An 18,614-nucleotide genomic window follows, 5' to 3' on the forward strand; every position below is an offset into this window, starting at 1 on the left:
AGAAGAAGAAAGAGCCGCTTGATCGCTGACTCTCTCTTCTTCTGAAAATATGTAACGAATGAAATCCGCGTCCGTTCGTTATTTCTTTATTGATTATATTTCTGCTTCAGTGCCGTTTCCACCACTTCTGGAACAAGACCAGAAATATTTCCCTGGTATTTAGCCGCTTCCTTTACCATACTTGAGCTTAAAAAAGAATATTTTGTGTTTGTCATCATAAATAAGGTTTCCACGTCTTCGTTTAACTTCCGGTTCATCGACGTAATCTGCATCTCATATTCAAAATCACTGACTGCCCGCAATCCTCTAATAACTGCAGTAGCTCCTACTTCTTCCGCATAATCCATGAGTAATCCGCTCGAAGAATCGACCCGTACATTTGGCAGGTCTTTCAATGATTCTTCTAATAACTGCATTCTTTCTTCTACTGTAAAGAGTGGAGATTTCGATTGATTATTAAACACGGTAACTACTATCTCTTCAAACACTTTAGCACCGCGTCTGATAATATCCAGATGGCCATTCGTTACCGGATCGAAACTCCCGGGGCATATCGCTAATTTCCTCATCATTTATGCTTCCTCTCTTTTATCTGATTGGTAAATCGTAACTTGAACTAAACCGCCATAATCTGCTTGTTTGATTGCTTTCAAGGACTTATACGTATCCGGCAGCATGTTGGTCTTATCGTGCTCACAATAGACAATCGCATTCTTATTCAGCATTTTGTTATCGAGCAGATAATCAAGTAATTTCATATAATCTTTACTTTTGTACGGCGGATCTAAAAGCACTAAATCAAATTGTAATTCTCGTTTGGCGATGGCTTTTAAAGCACGCTCTGCGTCATTTCGATAGACCTCTGCCTGCGCTTCTAATTGGAGCGATTTCAAATTTTCTTTAATGATTTGAACTGCCTTGGGATGTTTATCTACGAAAATCACCTTAGACATGTCTCTGCTTAATGCTTCGATTCCCAGAGACCCGCTTCCCGCAAATAAATCTAAAGCTAGTCCTCCTGAAAAGTAAGGACCCATTACTTGAAACACAGCTTCCTTTACTTTATCAGAAGTTGGTCTTGTAGACTCACCAGCTGCACTTTTTAACGCTCTTCCTTTATGTATTCCTGCTATAACGCGCACTTCTGAATCACCTCAGCTTCTTTTAGCTCGTCAATAGTCTACCACGATTCGACGCTTTAGCAAATTATTTTTATTCGTCATGTATATTATTTTTTACTTTGTCTATACTATCATAATGATTCAGCTAAATATGATTTAGTTGAAACGGAAGAAGGCTTATTCTTCCCCATAAGCTCTTCATCCGGTTTCTCCTCTCCCTTTAGCCTTTTATTTTTTATAAAAATAAAAGGACCTGCAGTAATTTTGACTGCAGGTTTTTTCTTTTTATTTGATATAATTCTTTTTAGATGTCTTCTTTAAATTCCCATTTTATAATCGTATTGCTTCGCCTTATCCGGCTTCGCGTTTTCATAGTTTGTCGGAATAAACGGCTTTTGAGAACGTTCCACTTTAGAAACAAAAGCAAACTGATTAAATTTTTTCTCAATAGCATCAATATCCTCGCGATTAACGTAAATAACCGCATAGCGATGCTTTTTAGATACGTGAATAAGATGACCATGTTTTTTTAGCTGCCTGACATTCTTCATATGTTGAAACCAGACAACAATTCCTTGCCTTTCTACCATGCTGTCATCCCTCCTTTTATTTCTATATGTATAAAGCAGGCAGTCCGCTTTCTGGACCCTGCTTTACGTCTTATCACAAATAACCGTCTGAATCCCCCCTGCGGAAGGAAGTTTCATTTTACGAGGCACAGCCGCAAGCTCCGCCGCTGCCGCAGCCACAGCCGCTGTCTGTTAACGCTGCACCGTCTTTAGGAGCTTTAATTTGCTCACTGACACTTTCTGCTACGAACTGGCTGACTTCATCCAATAAATTTTGCAAATTTCTTTCAGCAATTTTAAAAGCAGCTACTTTGTCGTTCAAATCCATATCCCTTTTTTTGGAACGGACCTGCTTCATAATATCATAATAATCGGGATGATACCTGCCGAACCGCTGCACATCTTCATAGTGCTCTTTAACATCTGCAAATGTTCTAATCAGCTTCTGCGCTTCTTTATCTTCATCCAATACTTTCTTAGCCGATTGGTATTGCTGCATGATATCGGACTGCAGGATCATTTTTCCGACAAGCTCAGACTCATCTAATATATCTACATATTCCATTGTAGCAATCATTTCCACACCTCCGCGAATAAATGAATAAATGTAAACAAGAGAAACAATCTCTTAGTAAGGTTTATGCCATTTCCTATTAAAATAGATGTTCTTTCATTTTACTGCATCCTCAATTAATAGTTATCCTTTTTATCATACCATTTTATTATTCGAAAGAAAACAGAGCTGACTTCAATCTTTCATCGATTTAGCCATCTCTGCGAACATTCTTACCATTTGTAATTGATTCGAGAAGGTATTCACTTTTTGAGGAAATGTTTTTCCATAAAATTTTTTTGCTTCTTTTTTCAATTCTGTGAGACGGCCGGGGTCGCGCATCAAATAACGATACCAAATAGGATGGTATCGGACAAATTCAGCAAGTTCCGGATTTTTTCTAAGGTAGGCAATGACGTCATTATCCATGTTATCCCCTCTAATCTTTTCTTAGTGAAAAAGGAGCCCGGGGTGCTTTATTAGCGGAAGGCTTTTTCATATCACCAATCATTTCCTGAACAACACCAATCGCTTTACTTAATTGTTCGATTTGTCCATGTACTTTTTCCGAATCTAAGTTTTGCGTATAGTCTACAATCTGCCTGATAATGTCAGAATGATCTGTTTTCTTACTTTTTTTGCTTTCTTGATTTGTTGATTCTCCCTGACTCTTTGATTCTGTTTCTGCCGCATTTTCTTCCGTTTTATATTCATCCCAAAACGGGTCATCTTCATCTAAAATTGCCCACTTTTCATAAAACTCCTGCCATCCCCTGCCGCTTTTTCTAATTTCCTCCAATAACTTAGGATGTCGGTTCACAAAGGCTTTAAATGCTGCAACACTAGGATGTAATTGACTCATTTTTTTCACCGTCCTTTTTACACTTTAGGGGCATACAGTTATTAAAGCTACAGTATGTGCATGGTTTTGTTGGAACGAGTAATCGCAATTCTACTACCAGTCCCAATGAAAGTAATCCTTTATTTGTGAGGCTCAGCCTGCTAAGCGTTATTTATAACTTCCTACAATAACCTATGTAAATCGGTTGAAAATGTGCTATTGGCTTATTATTTTCTATACAAGAAAACTCAGTATACCGCTTGATCTTTAAAACGCCGGTATTCTCGCCGAAGAGATGCCCGCTCCCATCTTTGAAGAAATATGTTTCATTTGCTTTCTTATTCCTCAAAAAATAAAGAAGCCACAGGTGTGCGGCTCCTTACTCTGTTAAACAAACATAAGTACGTTAAAAAGGTTTTCCTAAAAAGTTTTGGGTATAATAAAAACGGTATACACCAACTCCAAGGAAACTGTATTCATCACTAAGTAATGCTTCCCGGTGACTTTCACTGTTTAACCAGCCCTCCATTGCCGCAGGTGCGTCCGGATACTGCGCTGCGATATTTTCTCCAGCAGCTACATACGCAACCTGTTTTTCCTCCAGACGTTCTCTTAAACCATCTCCATCTAAACTAACATGAGAAAAATAATCATTCTCGTACATATCTTTGCTGTGGTCATATGCAACAAGACTTACTTGATCATCCCATTCTAACTGCGGCAAGTCATGTTTATAACGCATGATATTAGAAATATCAAAAACCTGCTGCTCCATCCCTTCCTGAATTTCTCTCCATTCCTCTTCATTAAATTCAGGCTGTTCAGGCAGATCTCCCTGATATTCAATTTCATATGGCCTTTGCAATAAAAGCGCATCTCCTGTAGAAATCCTCATAGATGACAACGTTTCTGTAAACGTATCAAAATAAAATTGAATAAAAGTAGAGTCACTTATTTTCACCAGCGGTCTCGTCTGAAGGTCTTCTGTGCTTAAGCGGAAAGTAAATGAAGAATCACCATCAGAATAGGTTACTTCATTCAAAAAAGGAAATGTATCGGCCACTTCGATATAATCCGCTCCAGAGTCAATTGGAGATATCTCTAAATTATCCCCAATGGCATAAACAGATACAATCTCATCTTCTAAAATAGCAAACTGACCATATTGGCTTTCTGAGTCATTATATACATACCATTCATAATTATATGCACTAACATCAATTCTGTCCGGTTCTCCCAGCTCTTCTATAAGTTCATTTGACGTCTTTCCTATCCATTGATATAAATCGCCTTCTAAATTCATCTGAGGAAGCTCTGCTGCTGTTCCTTTAGGCTCTATCGTTTCTTCATCCTCATCAAGATGGGACGCTGCTTCTCTTACAACCTCTACAGGTGATGAATTCATCTGGTATATAACAATAAATACAAGGAGTGCAATAATCATGATTATCATTACATTACGAAGCCTTTTCATGATTGGAACCCCCATCCAGCAGATAAATAAAACATTATCAATGCATGTTCAAAAAGCAGCCGGCGATTTCCGATAGGCGGATGCCTGCATCCTTCTTTCCTATCTGATACAACGCGTCAGCTAAAGCGATTGCTATTTTATCATTCGGGGACTTTTTGAACTTTCTATGTATAATCTACTTATCTATTTTATACCCTATTATCATAATATTATACCCTTTCTTTGCTATCGTCCATGGTTTCTATTGCATCTATTACCGTTTCGTATTATCCTTAAATTAAGCAGAATATTATTGATGAGGTGAAAGTAAAATGAGATTTGAAAACACTGGGATAGAAGACACAATTATTGATGTACAGGTACTGGATCACGTAACAGCAAATCTTGCCTTTATCCGGGCCGGGCAATGGGATTATGAACGCGTTACCTATGATTACAAAATCGGATCCAACGAAGAAGGTATTACATACTATATCCGCGTACAGGGCTATGCTATCGAAGGTGATGTGGATAAGCGCAACGCCGTTATTAAATTAATGACTCCTTTACTTGGTAAACATTATTATCCACATGGCGTTGAGTATGGCGAAGAAGAGAACTTTCCTGAAAGCGTTGTAGAAAGAACGAACACATTACTCGCAAAACTTAGCGACGAGCTGCAATATTACAAAAAATAAAAAGACAAACAATTAAAAGGCTGACATATCTCCATTTACTATGTCAGCTCTTTTTTTATTCTGAAAGATATAACTCTAACTCAAACAAAAAGGATACATGCTCCTATAAAAAGCACTGTATCCTTAAATGCAGCCTATATGTCTTCTCATCCGCAGGTTAAAAACCCAGAATAGCTTTAATCATACTCGTGGTTTCACCTGGATCGTACATGACATATAGAAAAATATAAACAAGTATCCCCGTAACCGCACTGAAAAACCATATAATACTTGTTATCGGACCGATTTTACGGTGTTTCTTAATATTCCGCTTAAATGCTAATACAAGCGTTACAACTCCAAATACAGCTCCAACTGTAGCTAAAATAATATGGAAAATCAGGAAAATCGTAAAGTAAGTCTGTATACTTTCAGGTCCCCCAAAGCTTGTATTTCCTACAAATACGGTACGTGATACATAAATAATGAAGAAAAGAAGGGCACTGACTGCTGCTGATATCATCACAGCTTTATGTTCTTTTCTTTTATTTTTAACGATTAAAATCCAGCCTATTGCTACAAGTATTGCACTCAAAGCAATAAAAAATGTACTGATTGTTGGTAGTAAATGCATTGCTTTATCCTCCAGTATTTCTAATTATGCGTTCTAAAGTTCTCATGCCAAAAGAAGAAAGCTTGAAACCATGCTCATACAGTGATATTTTAAAGCGTGCTTATGTCTCCGTATAACGATAATTATATAAACATGGATTGCAGTCATATATAGAAGTGTTTAAGGCTTTGCTCTCCCGCTATATATGCTATACTATCCTTTTACTTCAGCTCAACTTCTAAACATTTCTTTTCAATGTGATTCTGCTGGTTTTGCCGGCAACGGATCAATCGTGTTTTTTTCTTTGTTAACCCAAGAAAAAATAATTGTTGCTAAAACCCCTCCATAAGTAATTTCCTGAATAACCTTCATGATAATACCGCCGAGCTGCTGATCAATCAGTGTACTGAGCGGTGTAAACATTTCCGGTCCAGTTAAACCCGGAGCCAGTCCCTGTAAAACATCTGTCGGTACACAAAGACTCATCGCCTGCATCCATGCTCCTCCTTGTGTATAGGTAGCGTAAAGAGGTTCAGGTGCAAAAATAATCAACACACAGGCTGGTGTGATTAATACACTATTTGCAAAAATATAACCTATTTTTAATAGCGGCTGCATCCGGTCAAATTCCTTTAACGGAGCCAGCAGCGGGAAAAACATAAAGAAGGCTGCAATTAATAGAATCCCGTGAATCACTGTATGAATGACCGGCGAAGACTTTGCAAACTCAAAGAAAGAAGGTATATGATAAAGAGAAAATAAACCATTAAACAGCAATAAAGATATTAACGGTTTTGTACCTATTTCCACAATCGGTCTAATAACAGGCCGGTCAATTGCTTTTCTCCATAGCCAGGAAGGTATCCCTTTGATAACCAGTATCGGGATAATCAGCAAGTAAACAGCCATTTGAATCATGTGAGCAGTCAGCGTTATATGTGAGAGTAAATCAATTGGAGCACCTTTTACTAAGTATAAACACACTATTGCCGTATAAAAAGAAATCTGCTGCTTCACAGTAACTTTATCATGATTGCCAAACTTATGCCGGTACGGTCCTGTAATTAGAAAATAAGCTAATGCAAGAAGAGCTGTAAATATCATAAAGTAAGGGCTCCATAATGCCCGAAACCCGAATATTTGTATATCTAACCACATACCTAATCATCTCCAGTTTAGTCTACTTTATCTATTATACCTTAAAATAAACAAGAATTCTCTAGTGGGATTGTGACGATTTTAAAACATATCTTTCTATTTTACACCTTATATTTTCCATATGATAAACAAAACGCTATGATGATTTAATAAATAAATCATCATAGCGTTTGTCACTTCAAAAGGATTGATTTCAATTTGTCTTACTTACCACCAAGTAATGATAGTAAATGTCAATGCTACCATTACAGTAATAAAAATTCCCCCATAGATAATCTGGGCAGGTACCTCATGTCCCTTATCCTTTAAGTGCATAAAGTAGAAAAACTGAAACCCTACCTGTACAAAGGCAAGAAGCAGTAATATTGGAATAACATACGTAGATGGTACCTCTAACATAACAAGTGCAAATGCAACTAAGGTAAAGAAAATCATTAAAGCAAAGCTGACTACCATTTTTTGCATTTCTTCTTTATTCTTTTGTTTTTGGAACGAATTAATTTTTCTTGTACTCATTTCATCTGTCATAAATTAACTCACCATCCCCATCAGATAAACAACTGTAAAGATGAATACCCACACTACATCGATAAAGTGCCAATATAGCGCAAATGTATTAAATTTGGGTGCATTATACAGATCCAGTCCCCGCTTCGCATTGCGAACCATTAATGTAATAATCCAAGATAATCCGAATACAACGTGCCCGCCGTGGAAACCAACTAATGTATAGAAGGCTGATCCAAATGCAGAAGAACGAAACGTAAACCCATAATCATGAATATAATGTGCAAATTCATAAATCTCACACGCAAGGAAAGCAAGACCTAGTAATGCCGTAATTCCCATCCATAGCTGCATCTTCTTAAAGTCATTATTTTTCATGTGATAAATAGCATACACACTTGTTAAAGAACTTGTTAAAAGCAAAACTGTCATTAAGAATACCAGACCCAGGCCATATAATTCCTGCGTTGTCGGACCGCCTGCAGCAGAATCTTTTAAGGCAAGGTACGTACCAAACAAACAGGCAAAAAGAACTGTCTCGCCACCAAGGAATATCCACAAGCCCATAAATTTATGTTTACCTTCCGTTGTTGCTTTTGAAGGATCTTTTGGCATATTCTTTGGATCAATGGAATGATCATGACTCATATTAATCACCCACCCTTTCTAGTTCTTCTTTGGAAATATGATGTCCGTGGTCATCTTTTAATGAACGGATTAACATACTGATTAATGCAATTGCCATTCCTGCATATACAGCAATCAGCCAATATTTACTTTCTGTTTGATAAATAAAACCATAGGAAGCAATCGTAAACCCAATAGTCATAATGAAAGGAAGAATAGACCCATTAGGCATATGAATTTCATCTAATGGTTCTGCCGGAGTCACTTTTTTATTACCTTCCGATTTTTCAATCCATAATGGATCTAACCCGCGAACTAATGGTAATTGTTTAAAGTTATAATGGACAGGCGGGGATGAAATTGTCCATTCAAGTGTACGCCCGCTTCCCCAAGCATCGCCTGGAGCTTTTTTCCCTTTGATGGTTGTGTAGATTATATTAATCAAAAATACAATAACACCAAATGACATAAAGAAAGCACCGATGGTACTAATTAAGTTACCTGTATCCAGCCCTTGGTTTTCCAGGAATACCCAGTAACGACGCGGCATCCCCATTAAACCTAAGAAATGCTGAATAAAGAATGTTAAATGGAATCCAACAAAGAATGTCCAAAACGCTAACTGACCTAATCCTTCGTGTAAATACCTGCCAAACATTTTTGGCCACCAATAATGAAGTCCAGCTAATATACCAAACACTGTTCCACCGACAATAACATAATGAAAGTGTCCAATAACAAAATAAGTGTCATGATATTGATAGTCAGCAACAGCTGAAGCAAGCATAACACCAGTCATTCCTCCGATAGTAAATGATGGAATGAAAGCTAATGACCATAACATTGCTGTATTGATTTTGATACTGCCCCCCCAAAGGGTAAACAGCCAGTTAAATATTTTTATTCCCGTCGGAACAGCAATTGCCATCGTTGCTACTGCAAAGATAGAGTTTGCAACTGGCCCCAGGCCAACTGTAAACATATGGTGAGCCCACACCATAAACCCTAAAAATGCAATTAAAAATGTCGCAAATACCATTGCTGTATATCCAAATAAACGTTTTTTAGCAAACGTCGGGAAAATCTCACTAAATACACCAAAAACCGGTAAAATCAAAATGTAAACTTCCGGATGTCCAAATATCCAGAATAAATGCTGCCAAATGATAGCATTCCCGCCTAATGCAGCATCGAAAAATGCAGAACCAAACATGCGGTCAAACATCATTAAAAATAATCCAACCGTCAATGCAGGGAAAGCAAATAGTATTAAGATACTAGCCACAAAAGTCGTCCATGTAAACAATGGCATCCTCATGTAAGTCATACCCGGTGCGCGCATTAAAACAATCGTAACAATAAAGTTGATTCCGCCCATTAATGTTCCTGCTCCGGATAATTGCAGCCCCATAATATAGAAGTCAATACCATGACCCGGTGATTGTATTGACAAAGGAGCATAGTTGGTCCAGCCGGCATCGGGTGCACCAGTAAACCAGCTAAGGTTTAATAACAATCCTCCAAATAAAAACAGCCAGAAACCTAAAGAGTTTAGAAACGGAAACGCAACGTCACGCGCTCCAATTTGCAGCGGCATAATAAAGTTCATCAATCCTAATAATATTGGCATTGCTGCAAGAAAAATCATTGTTGTACCGTGCATGGTAATCATTTCGTTATAAAGCCCTGCACTAATAAAATTATTCTCTGGTGAAATAAGTTGAATACGAATAATTACAGCTTCAAGACCGCCTAACAGGAAAAAGAATCCTCCGCCTGCAAGGTATAGAATACCGATCTTTTTATGATCGACAGTTGTCAGCCAATCCCATAAGGTAGCCCCGAAACCGCTTTTTTGAGCACTAGTCATACCCAAATTTTAAACCTCCCTTTTGTAACAGTCATTCACTTTTTAATCTCCTGCGTTTTCAGGTGTAATTTCTGAAGGCTGTAATTGCAATAGATATGCTGCAATACTTTCTGCTTCATCTTGATTCAGCTCTGGATACTGCCCCGTCATTTTGTTGCCCGGCTTAATAGATTCAGGATCCATTAACCAGTCTACAAGGTTCTCCTCGTTATGCTCTAACACACCGGCTACATTGGAACGGTCTCCAAAGTTTGATAAATTCGGTCCAAAAGGTCCGTTATTCTCTGGGCCAGCTTCAATGCCGGAAGCAGCTGCATCTGTCGCATGACAATTCATACAATTATTTGCTTCAAATAACTCTTGACCTTCCTGAGCATCCGCAGTTTCAGGTTCTGCTTCTGCATCTATGTTCTGCATATCATCCACCCACTGTTCATACTCTTCAGGTGAAACAGCAATGACCTTAAAGTCCATTAATGAATGTGAAGGACCGCATAGCTCAGCACATTTGCCCCAGTACACACCTTCCTCGTAAGCTTCGATATACATTGTATTTACATTCTCTGCATTGACATCCATTTTCCCGGAAATTGATGGAACCCAGAATGAATGAATAACATCAGAAGAGAGCATATGTAAATAAACGCGCTCGCCTGTAGGGATATACAGGTCTTGACTTGTTTGAACTTCTTCTCCAGGATACTCAAAATGCCACCAATATTGATTTCCTTTTACATTAACATTGATGAGTTCATCTGCACTGGAATCATCTGCCAAATCAAAAGTCGCCAGAACAGTAGGCACAGCAATAATCAACACTAAAATAATCGGGATTACTGTCCATATTACTTCCAGCTTGTGGTTCCCTTCCACCTGTTCAGGAATATGGTCTTCCTGTCCTTTTTTCCTGCGAAAGCGAACAAGTGTAATCACATAAATCACCATAACCACAATAAACACGCCTGTCATGATCAATGTGGTCAAAATAATAAGATCCATGGCTTGTTCTGCGCCGTAACCTTTAGGCTTTAGTGCAGTCAGATTTTCGATTCCGCAGCCCGCAAGAAATAATGCAAGTAATGTGAATACGAAAAATACTTTGGTTTTTCCCATCCAACCTCTCATGTAAGAATACCTCTCTTTCTTCTTGTTCTTTCCTTTTATATTTAAATTTTAAGGAATAACAATCATTAATTAAATATCGGCAGTGTGACAATAATCATTAACGGAAAAAGAATTGTTAAATAATTCAAGGAAAATATAAATACTAAATTAGCCCACTTCATATCCTTCTCCGTAAACAGCCCTATAAAACCAATCACCAGCCATGCGATATTCAATATTGTTGCTACAATCGTAAATGTTAAGCCCAGTGTGGGAAGCAAGAATAATGGCAACGGTAAAAGACAAGCGATATAAACATTGATTTGTCTTTTCGTTATGCCCATGCCTTTAACCACTGGCAGCATCGGTACTCCAGCCGCCTTATATTCTTCTTTTTTCTTCATTGCCAAGGCAAGAAAATGTGGTGTTTGCCATATAAACATAATTAAAAACATGATAAGCGGAACCACATGAAAAGAAGGATCGACTGCTGCCCAGCCAATCACAGGAGGCATTGCACCAGACAAGCTTCCAATAGCCGTGTTTAATGTGTATCTTCTCTTTGACCACATGGTGTACAATACGACATAGCCAAACCAGCCAATAAAAGCAAATAATGCCGCGTACCAAGTGGTAAACATCAATACTGCGAGTCCAAGACTGCTGACAACTATTCCCATTACCAGTACTGCCCGCAATGAAAAGAATCCGGTCACAGTTGGTCTTTTTTTCGTCCGGGACATTTTGGGATCAATATCTACATCATACCAGTTGTTCATAATGCAGCCGCCGGCAATTACTAAAGCACTTCCAATTATCATCAAAAGAAATGTTCCCCAATAATTGCTAAAGGAGGCGTCCGTTAAAGCGATAGCTACTAAAAAACCTGTAATTGCCGTAATCAAATTAGAATTGACAATTCCGATTTTTATAAGCGCCTTCACTTCTGACAGAAAAACAGTTATTTTTTCTTTGGTTGAAATGGTTGTGTTACCGATCAGCTCCGAGTAAGTCATATCTACTTTATCCATAATTTCCCCCCTTCGCACCAGTAGGAAGACATAATAATAAACAGAATACACGCATTTGTTTCTATGTATTCCGTTTCCAACTTTAATTATAGCATGGATTTCTATGACAATCTAATGAACTTTTATATAATATATTACAACTATTTGAACATCCAGCTAAAAAGTTTTCTCGGAAAATAGATAAAGAAAATGAATTATGTATATTTTCTATTTTTTATAAAACGGCAACTGTTCTTCTGCATACTAATCCATACTATATTTCTAGCAAACATAATTGAATTATGCAAGCTTTTTTTATTTGCTGATGAAAACTTCAAAAAAACATGATACTATTAAGATTGGTATTTGGGTTTTGGTTTTTATTTTTGGAATAAGGTCAGTTTGTCTGGCTTTATTTGTTAAAGTGATAATATCAAAAATCAATGCAAGAACTTTATCTTATTCGTCCCTGATACATTTTTTCAAATAGGGAAAGCTGTGTTTCTTTACAGGCGTTACAGCGGATGTTAGATTTTGTTCAAAATTGGAAAGCGTTTCCCGTATGATTTTTGGTACACTGGAGATATTGGATAATTTACATAAGAAGTGAGGTTGCATAGATATGTTAAAAATACTAAAAATACTATCTGTGACAACGGCCATTGGAATGCTTCCCCTTCTTTTAGGAGGGGCACTTGTTACAAAAACAGGTTCAGCGGATGGATGCGGAGACAGCTGGCCGCTGTGTGAAGGCGAACTTCTCCCTGCTAACCTTCATTTTGAAATGATTGTTGAATTAAGTCATCGAATGGTCAGCGGCGCAGTTGGTATATTGGTGCTTTTACTTGCTATTCTTTCCTGGAAAGCATACAGACATCATAAAGAAGTTATTTTTTTAAGTTTTTCTGCATTATTTTTTATTATTATACAAGCACTGGTCGGTGCAGCAGCAGTGGTCTGGGGACAGTCTGACTTTATATTGGCTACCCATTTCGGGATATCTTTAATTTGTTTTGCTGCTGTTTTTTTACTTATGCTATTATTCTTTGAAATTGATAAGAAATTACATACAGAAGATATCCATATTAAAAAATCTCACCGAATTGAAATTTATGCGATAACGGTTTATACAATGTGTGTGGTGTACAGCGGAGCACTGGTACGCCATACGAATTCCATCCTGGATTGTACCGATTGGCCATTTTGTTCCAATTCAGAGCCATTTGCCTTTGCAAGCTATTCCTTTCATCAATGGGTCCAGATGGGGCACCGTTTTGCAGCTGGAATCTTATTTTTGTGGACAATCCTTTTAACAGTTCGCATGCTAAAGAAGTATAGCCACAGCGAGGTTATGAGATGGGGCTGGATAATTACGCTGTCACTGATTACATTGCAGGTTATCTCGGGCTCGCTCATCATTTTTACACAGCTTAATTTATTTATTGCACTAGCCCATGCACTATTTATTACATGTTACTTTGGAATGCTGACTTATTTTATCCATCTGTCTTTCCGAAGCAGCAGAAAAGAAAAATAATCGAATCTATTATATTTCAATATTCCAGCCAAAAAATAGAAGGGACCTTGCTTGCACTTAAACAAGGGTCCCTTTTTTTATCCATAGCTTTAATCTGAAGTTGCTCCGATTGAGAATTTATCCTTCTCTTTTGTACAGGTTGGTGCCATCCCCTTCCCCAATAATCATCCATTACACAACAAGCCCCTTGGCTGATTCACCAAGGGGCTGTTTTTATTTTGTTTATTCAAATTCAATTAATAAATCATTTACCGCAATCGAGCTGCCTGCTTGCGCATGGATTTCTTTAACCACTCCATCAAGCGGTGCCTGTACGGATGTTTCCATTTTCATTGCTTCATTTGTCATCAGATGCTGTCCTTTTTTAACCGTATCTCCCTTGGCACAATGTACTTCAAGGACGGTTCCAGGCATCGTTGCGCCTACGTGCTTTGGATTGGACTTATCTGCTTTCGGATTGGCTGCAATCGCAGACTCAATACTATTATCACGGACGACGATTTCTCTGCTCTGTCCATTTAATTCGAAATAGACAACGCGGGTGCCGTCTTCTTTTGGCTCAGAAATAGAAACCAGCTTCACAATCAGTGTTTTCCCTTTTTCAATTTCCACTTCGATTACTTCACCAAGCTTCATGCCATAGAAGAACGTCGGTGTGTCTAATACAGACATATCGCCATACGTATTCAAGAAATCCTCGTAATCTTTGAATACCTTTGGATACAATGCATAGGAAATCAAATCATGGCTGTTGACCGGACGATTCAGTTCATTATAAAGCGTGTCACGCATCTCTTTAAAATCAACGTCTTCTAATAGCTCTCCAGGTCTTACAGCGATTGGTTTTTTATCTTTTAAAATCAGCTTTTGCAGTTTTTCCGGGAAACCTTGGTAAGGCTGTCCGATATATCCTTGTGCAAATTCAATCACCGAATCAGGGAAATCAATGGATTCGCCTTTTTCATAGATTGTTTCCTCTGTTAAATCGTTTTGCACCATGAAGAGCGCCATATCTCCGACCACTTTGGAGGATGGAGTAACCTTGACAATATCACCGAACATATCATTCACCGTACGGAACATTGCTTTCACTTCATTCCAGCGTTCGCCAAGCCCTACCGCTTTTGCCTGCTGCTGCAGGTTGCTGTATTGGCCGCCTGGCATTTCATGCTGATAAATTTCCGTATGCGGTGACATCATGCCGCTTTCAAAATCTTTATAATACTGGCGTACGCCTTCCCAATACTGGCCGATTTCTTCAAATTTTTCAATATCCAATGCTGGTTGATGTTCTTTTCCATCTAAAGCGTAATACAGCGACTGTGCACTTGGCTGGGAAGTCATTCCTGCCATTGAACCAACCGCGACATCAACCGCATCGACCCCTGCTTCAATCGCTCTGGAGTATGCAAAAACGCCATTGCCGCTCGTATCATGTGTATGCAGGTGAATCGGAATATCGACGGTTTCTTTTAATGTGCTGATCAGCTGATAGGCCGCTTCCGGCTTCAGCAAGCCTGCCATATCCTTGATTCCCAGAATATGAGCGCCAGCTGTTTCCAGTTCTTTTGCCATATTCTTATAGTAGTCAAGATCATATTTTTGTCTGCCTGTGTCTAGAATATCACCCGTATAACAAATTGCAGCTTCTGCAATTTTATCGGTTTTGCGGACGTTATCGATGGCTACCTGCATGCCCTCCACCCAGTTCAAGCTGTCAAAAATACGGAAGACATCAATACCGGCTTCGGCACTTTTCTTCACAAATAATTCGATTACATTATCCGGATAGTTTTTGTATCCGACCGCATTACTTGCACGCAGAAGCATCTGGAATAACACGTTCGGCATGCGCTTTCTCAAATGCAGCAGTCTTTGCCATGGATCCTCTTTCAAGAAACGGTAAGCAACATCATAGGTTGCACCGCCCCACATCTCTACAGAAAATAGATTCGGCAGTAATTTTGCTGTCGGCTCTGCAATATGCAATAAGTCATTGGTACGAACGCGTGTAGCCAGTAAAGATTGATGGGCATCACGGAATGTCGTATCAGTCAGCATCACCTGTTTTTGATCCTTCAGCCAGTTAGCAAGTCCTTCTGGACCGCGTTCATCTAAAATTTGTTTCGAGCCCGGCTGTATTTCAATATTTTCTGTGTTCGGAATAATCAATTTATCAAAATCCGGTTTGTCCTGCTTTTCCGCGCCATCTACACCATTTAACGTGGTGTTCGCAATATACGTCAGCATTTTGGTTCCGCGGTCACGGCGTACCGGGAAAATAAACAATTCTGGTGTTTTATCAATGAACGTCGTATCATATTCTCCAGATAAGAACTGCTCATGCAGCATCACATTTTCCAGGAATGGAATATTTGTCTTGATTCCTCTAATTCGGAATTCTTTTAAGTTTCGCACCATTTTAATAGTAGCCTGTTCAAAATCAAGCGCCCAGGTAGAAACTTTTACTAATAATGAATCATAGTGAGGCGAAATAACTGCTCCCTGATACGCATTTCCTGCATCGAGACGGACACCAAATCCGCCGCCGCTGCGGTAAGCATTGATTTTTCCGGTATCCGGCATAAAATCATTCAGCGGATCTTCCGAAGTCACACGGGATTGAATCGCATAGCCCTGTGTTGTAATTTTATCCTGTGTTGGTATACCTACTTCCTTATCATGCAGTCCAAACCCATCTGCAATCTTGATTTGCGTCTGAACGATGTCCACACCGGTAATCATCTCGGTAATCGTATGCTCTACTTGCACACGCGGGTTTACTTCGATAAAGTAAAAATCATTTTCGGTTACCAGAAATTCCACGGTACCTGCATTGAGATAGTCGACATTTTTCATCAAATCAACAGCTGCCTGACAGATTGCTTCTCTCAGCTCTTCATTTAGAGATAAGCTTGGAGCAACCTCGATCAATTTCTGATGACGGCGCTGTACGGAACAGTCTCTTTCATATAAATGAATAATATTCCCTTGGTTGTCGCCAATAATTTGTACTTCAATATGTTTCGGATTTTCAATTAATTTCTCTACATAGATTTCATCATTCCCAAAGGCAGCCTTTGCTTCTGATTTTGCGCGGTCATAAGCATTGTCCACTTCATTGACATCCTGCACCACACGCATGCCTCTTCCGCCGCCGCCAAGCGAAGCTTTAATAATAATCGGATAGCCATGCTTATCCCCGAAAGCTTTGACTTCTTCTAAAGAATCAACCGGGCCGTCACTGCCCGGAATAATTGGTAAATCGGCAGCTAACGCTTGTTCTCTTGCTTTTACTTTATCTCCAAACATATTTAAATGCTGGCTGGTAGGGCCGATAAAAATAATGCCCTCTTCTTCACAGCGCTTTGCAAATTCGATGTTTTCAGAAAGGAAGCCATAGCCCGGGTGGATCGCATCCACATCTACTTCTTTTGCTAAAGCAATGATTCCTTCGATATCTAAGTATGCGTCGATCGGCTTTTTCCCTTCCCCGATTAAATAAGCTTCATCCGCTTTAAACCGGTGAAAGGAAGACGAATCTTCGCTGGAGTAAACAGCTACAGTGCGAATATTTAACTCGGTACAAGCCCGGAATACACGTATCGCGATTTCTCCTCTGTTTGCAACTAATACTTTGTTAATTTGCTTTAAGTCTGTCATGCTTTACCACCTCTGTACGAATTGATAGATTTTCTTTGGAATAAACTAGGCTTAGGAGCCAGTTCTTCCCTTCCACTTTCTTTCTTATTAACTTGCATAGCTATATTATTAAGAACCCCCATGGCTATCATCATAAACAGCAAAGAGGACCCTCCATAACTGATAAATGGCAAGGGAACACCTGTAATCGGAAGAACCCCGCTGATTGCGCCTAAATTAATAAAAGTTTGAATGCCTATCATCGATGCAATCCCAAGTGCAAGCAATGAACCAAAACTATCCTGGCATCGTCTGGAAATATAGAGTCCTCTAAAGACAATGGCAGCAAGTAAACCTAAAACAATGGCTACCCCTACAAATCCGAGTTCCTCCGCAATAATGGCCATAATAAAATCCGTATGACCTTCTACCAGAAAGCCAAGTTTTTGGATACTTTGCCCTAATCCTTCTCCTGTCCAGCCGCCCACACCAATCGCAACATACGACTGGATTAATTGATACCCGTTTAAATCCGGCGAATTAAACGGCTGGTAAGCACCAGTAAAACGGGAAAGTCTTTCTTCCGTTACCATGTTGGGAATGGCAAATGCAAGCAGCAGCAAGCCGGCAAAAACAAGAATAGATAAATGTCTCCATTTGATACCAGAAGCAAAGATAACAGAGCATGCCATCAAAAATATAATAGCAGCTGTTCCAACATCCGGCTGCGCCACAATCAATCCAAGAACGACGGCAGTGATAATAAGCGGAGGCAGCACTCCTTTGCTAAACTGGTCTAAGTAGGCCTGCTTTTTAGAATATATTGCAGCTAAATACATAATCAGACCAAGCTTGGCAACCTCTGCAGGCTGCAAGCTGAATGGACCAAATCGAAACCACGACCTTGCATTATTGACTGTGTCTCCAAAGAAAAGAACAGCTACAAGTAAGATAATACAAGATATAATGATTATCTTCATCAGTCTTTGATAGAGTTGGTACGGCAAGAAGGATGTAACCGTGAATCCAATAAGTGCAACAATAAAAAATACTAATTGCCTGTTAAGATAAAAATTACTGTCTGAACCTTCCACAACAGCTAATACCATACTTGCACTATATACCATAACTACTCCAAAACCAGCTAATAGAATTGGCGTAATCATCAATGTGAAGTCGAAGTGCTTCCAATTTTTTAACATTATTTTTCTCCTAGTCACTATGTAAGTTTAAGAGATTTTTAACAGTATATCATATTTTTAATAGAGCTGTTATAATTATCTCTCATTTGTCAGTATACATTTTTTAACATATAGGAAACAACAGGAAGCT

18 protein-coding genes are annotated in these 18,614 nt (G+C 38.9%); 2 read left to right on the plus strand and 16 right to left on the minus strand.

The window, feature by feature from the left end:
* Positions 1-86 precede the first annotated feature (86 nt).
* The 7 genes from coaD to MKY65_RS15805 form a co-directional block, all read right to left on the minus strand.
* The gene (gene coaD, locus MKY65_RS15775; RefSeq protein ID WP_042536352.1) at positions 87-569 is read right to left on the minus strand and encodes a pantetheine-phosphate adenylyltransferase; all 483 of its coding nucleotides are present in this window, start codon (positions 567-569) and stop codon (positions 87-89) included.
* 3 nt (positions 570-572) lie between these two features.
* On the minus strand, positions 573-1,142 hold the full coding sequence (rsmD, locus tag MKY65_RS15780; RefSeq protein ID WP_339178413.1) for a 16S rRNA (guanine(966)-N(2))-methyltransferase RsmD: 570 nt from the start codon (positions 1,140-1,142) through the stop codon (positions 573-575).
* A gap of 296 nt (positions 1,143-1,438) precedes the next feature.
* A complete protein-coding gene (locus MKY65_RS15785) occupies positions 1,439-1,711 on the minus strand; it encodes a DUF2129 domain-containing protein (RefSeq protein ID WP_042535218.1) in 273 nt (90 codons plus the stop codon).
* A 118-nt stretch (positions 1,712-1,829) separates the two neighbouring features.
* Positions 1,830-2,267: a YlbF family regulator gene (locus tag MKY65_RS15790; RefSeq protein ID WP_339178416.1), complete on the minus strand. Its 438-nt coding sequence runs from the start codon at positions 2,265-2,267 to the stop codon at positions 1,830-1,832.
* Between the two features lie 171 nt (positions 2,268-2,438).
* Positions 2,439-2,672, minus strand: coding sequence for a YlbE-like family protein (locus tag MKY65_RS15795; protein WP_042535220.1), 234 nt, complete (start codon positions 2,670-2,672; stop codon positions 2,439-2,441).
* A gap of 10 nt (positions 2,673-2,682) precedes the next feature.
* Positions 2,683-3,105 (minus strand): spore coat protein YlbD, encoded by a 423-nt coding sequence (ylbD, locus tag MKY65_RS15800; RefSeq protein WP_339178419.1) that lies wholly within the window; start codon positions 3,103-3,105, stop codon positions 2,683-2,685.
* Between the two features lie 385 nt (positions 3,106-3,490).
* Complete coding sequence (locus MKY65_RS15805) at positions 3,491-4,558, minus strand: CAP domain-containing protein (RefSeq protein WP_339178421.1); 1,068 nt, start codon at positions 4,556-4,558, stop codon at positions 3,491-3,493.
* A gap of 311 nt (positions 4,559-4,869) precedes the next feature.
* On the opposite strand from MKY65_RS15805, the gene MKY65_RS15810 reads away from it, so the two are divergent.
* Positions 4,870-5,235 (plus strand): YugN family protein, encoded by a 366-nt coding sequence (locus tag MKY65_RS15810; protein ID WP_042535224.1) that lies wholly within the window; start codon positions 4,870-4,872, stop codon positions 5,233-5,235.
* A 157-nt stretch (positions 5,236-5,392) separates the two neighbouring features.
* Here MKY65_RS15810 and MKY65_RS15815 read toward each other — a convergent pair whose 3' ends face one another.
* The 7 genes from MKY65_RS15815 to cyoE all read right to left on the minus strand — a co-directional run bounded on the left by MKY65_RS15815 (position 5,393) and on the right by cyoE (position 12,124).
* Positions 5,393-5,848 (minus strand): DUF420 domain-containing protein, encoded by a 456-nt coding sequence (locus tag MKY65_RS15815; RefSeq protein WP_339178425.1) that lies wholly within the window; start codon positions 5,846-5,848, stop codon positions 5,393-5,395.
* Between the two features lie 231 nt (positions 5,849-6,079).
* The gene (ctaG, locus tag MKY65_RS15820; RefSeq protein ID WP_339178427.1) at positions 6,080-6,985 is read right to left on the minus strand and encodes a cytochrome c oxidase assembly factor CtaG; all 906 of its coding nucleotides are present in this window, start codon (positions 6,983-6,985) and stop codon (positions 6,080-6,082) included.
* A 207-nt stretch (positions 6,986-7,192) separates the two neighbouring features.
* Positions 7,193-7,513 (minus strand): cytochrome c oxidase subunit IVB, encoded by a 321-nt coding sequence (gene ctaF, locus MKY65_RS15825; protein WP_042535229.1) that lies wholly within the window; start codon positions 7,511-7,513, stop codon positions 7,193-7,195.
* A gap of 3 nt (positions 7,514-7,516) precedes the next feature.
* Positions 7,517-8,140: a cytochrome (ubi)quinol oxidase subunit III gene (locus tag MKY65_RS15830; RefSeq protein WP_042535231.1), complete on the minus strand. Its 624-nt coding sequence runs from the start codon at positions 8,138-8,140 to the stop codon at positions 7,517-7,519.
* Position 8,141: 1 nt separating this feature from the next.
* Positions 8,142-9,995 (minus strand): cytochrome c oxidase subunit I, encoded by a 1,854-nt coding sequence (gene ctaD, locus MKY65_RS15835; RefSeq protein ID WP_339178430.1) that lies wholly within the window; start codon positions 9,993-9,995, stop codon positions 8,142-8,144.
* Between the two features lie 36 nt (positions 9,996-10,031).
* Positions 10,032-11,114: a cytochrome c oxidase subunit II gene (gene coxB / locus MKY65_RS15840; RefSeq protein ID WP_339178431.1), complete on the minus strand. Its 1,083-nt coding sequence runs from the start codon at positions 11,112-11,114 to the stop codon at positions 10,032-10,034.
* A 65-nt stretch (positions 11,115-11,179) separates the two neighbouring features.
* Entirely contained in the window at positions 11,180-12,124 is a 945-nt protein-coding gene (gene cyoE / locus MKY65_RS15845; protein WP_339178433.1) for a heme o synthase, read from the minus strand.
* 601 nt (positions 12,125-12,725) lie between these two features.
* Here cyoE and MKY65_RS15850 point away from each other — a divergent pair.
* Positions 12,726-13,640 (plus strand): heme A synthase, encoded by a 915-nt coding sequence (locus MKY65_RS15850; RefSeq protein WP_339178435.1) that lies wholly within the window; start codon positions 12,726-12,728, stop codon positions 13,638-13,640.
* 222 nt (positions 13,641-13,862) lie between these two features.
* Here the strand turns inward: MKY65_RS15850 and pyc are convergent, their stop codons facing one another.
* Entirely contained in the window at positions 13,863-17,303 is a 3,441-nt protein-coding gene (pyc, locus tag MKY65_RS15855; RefSeq protein ID WP_339178437.1) for a pyruvate carboxylase, read from the minus strand.
* A complete protein-coding gene (ftsW, locus tag MKY65_RS15860) occupies positions 17,300-18,484 on the minus strand; it encodes a putative lipid II flippase FtsW (protein ID WP_339178439.1) in 1,185 nt (394 codons plus the stop codon). The genes pyc and ftsW overlap by 4 nt, the downstream gene beginning before the upstream one ends.
* Positions 18,485-18,614: the final 130 nt, after the last annotated feature.

Origin of the sequence: Oceanobacillus sp. FSL W7-1293 (assembly GCF_037969815.1) — a bacterium.
GTDB lineage: Bacteria > Bacillota > Bacilli > Bacillales > Amphibacillaceae > Oceanobacillus > Oceanobacillus oncorhynchi.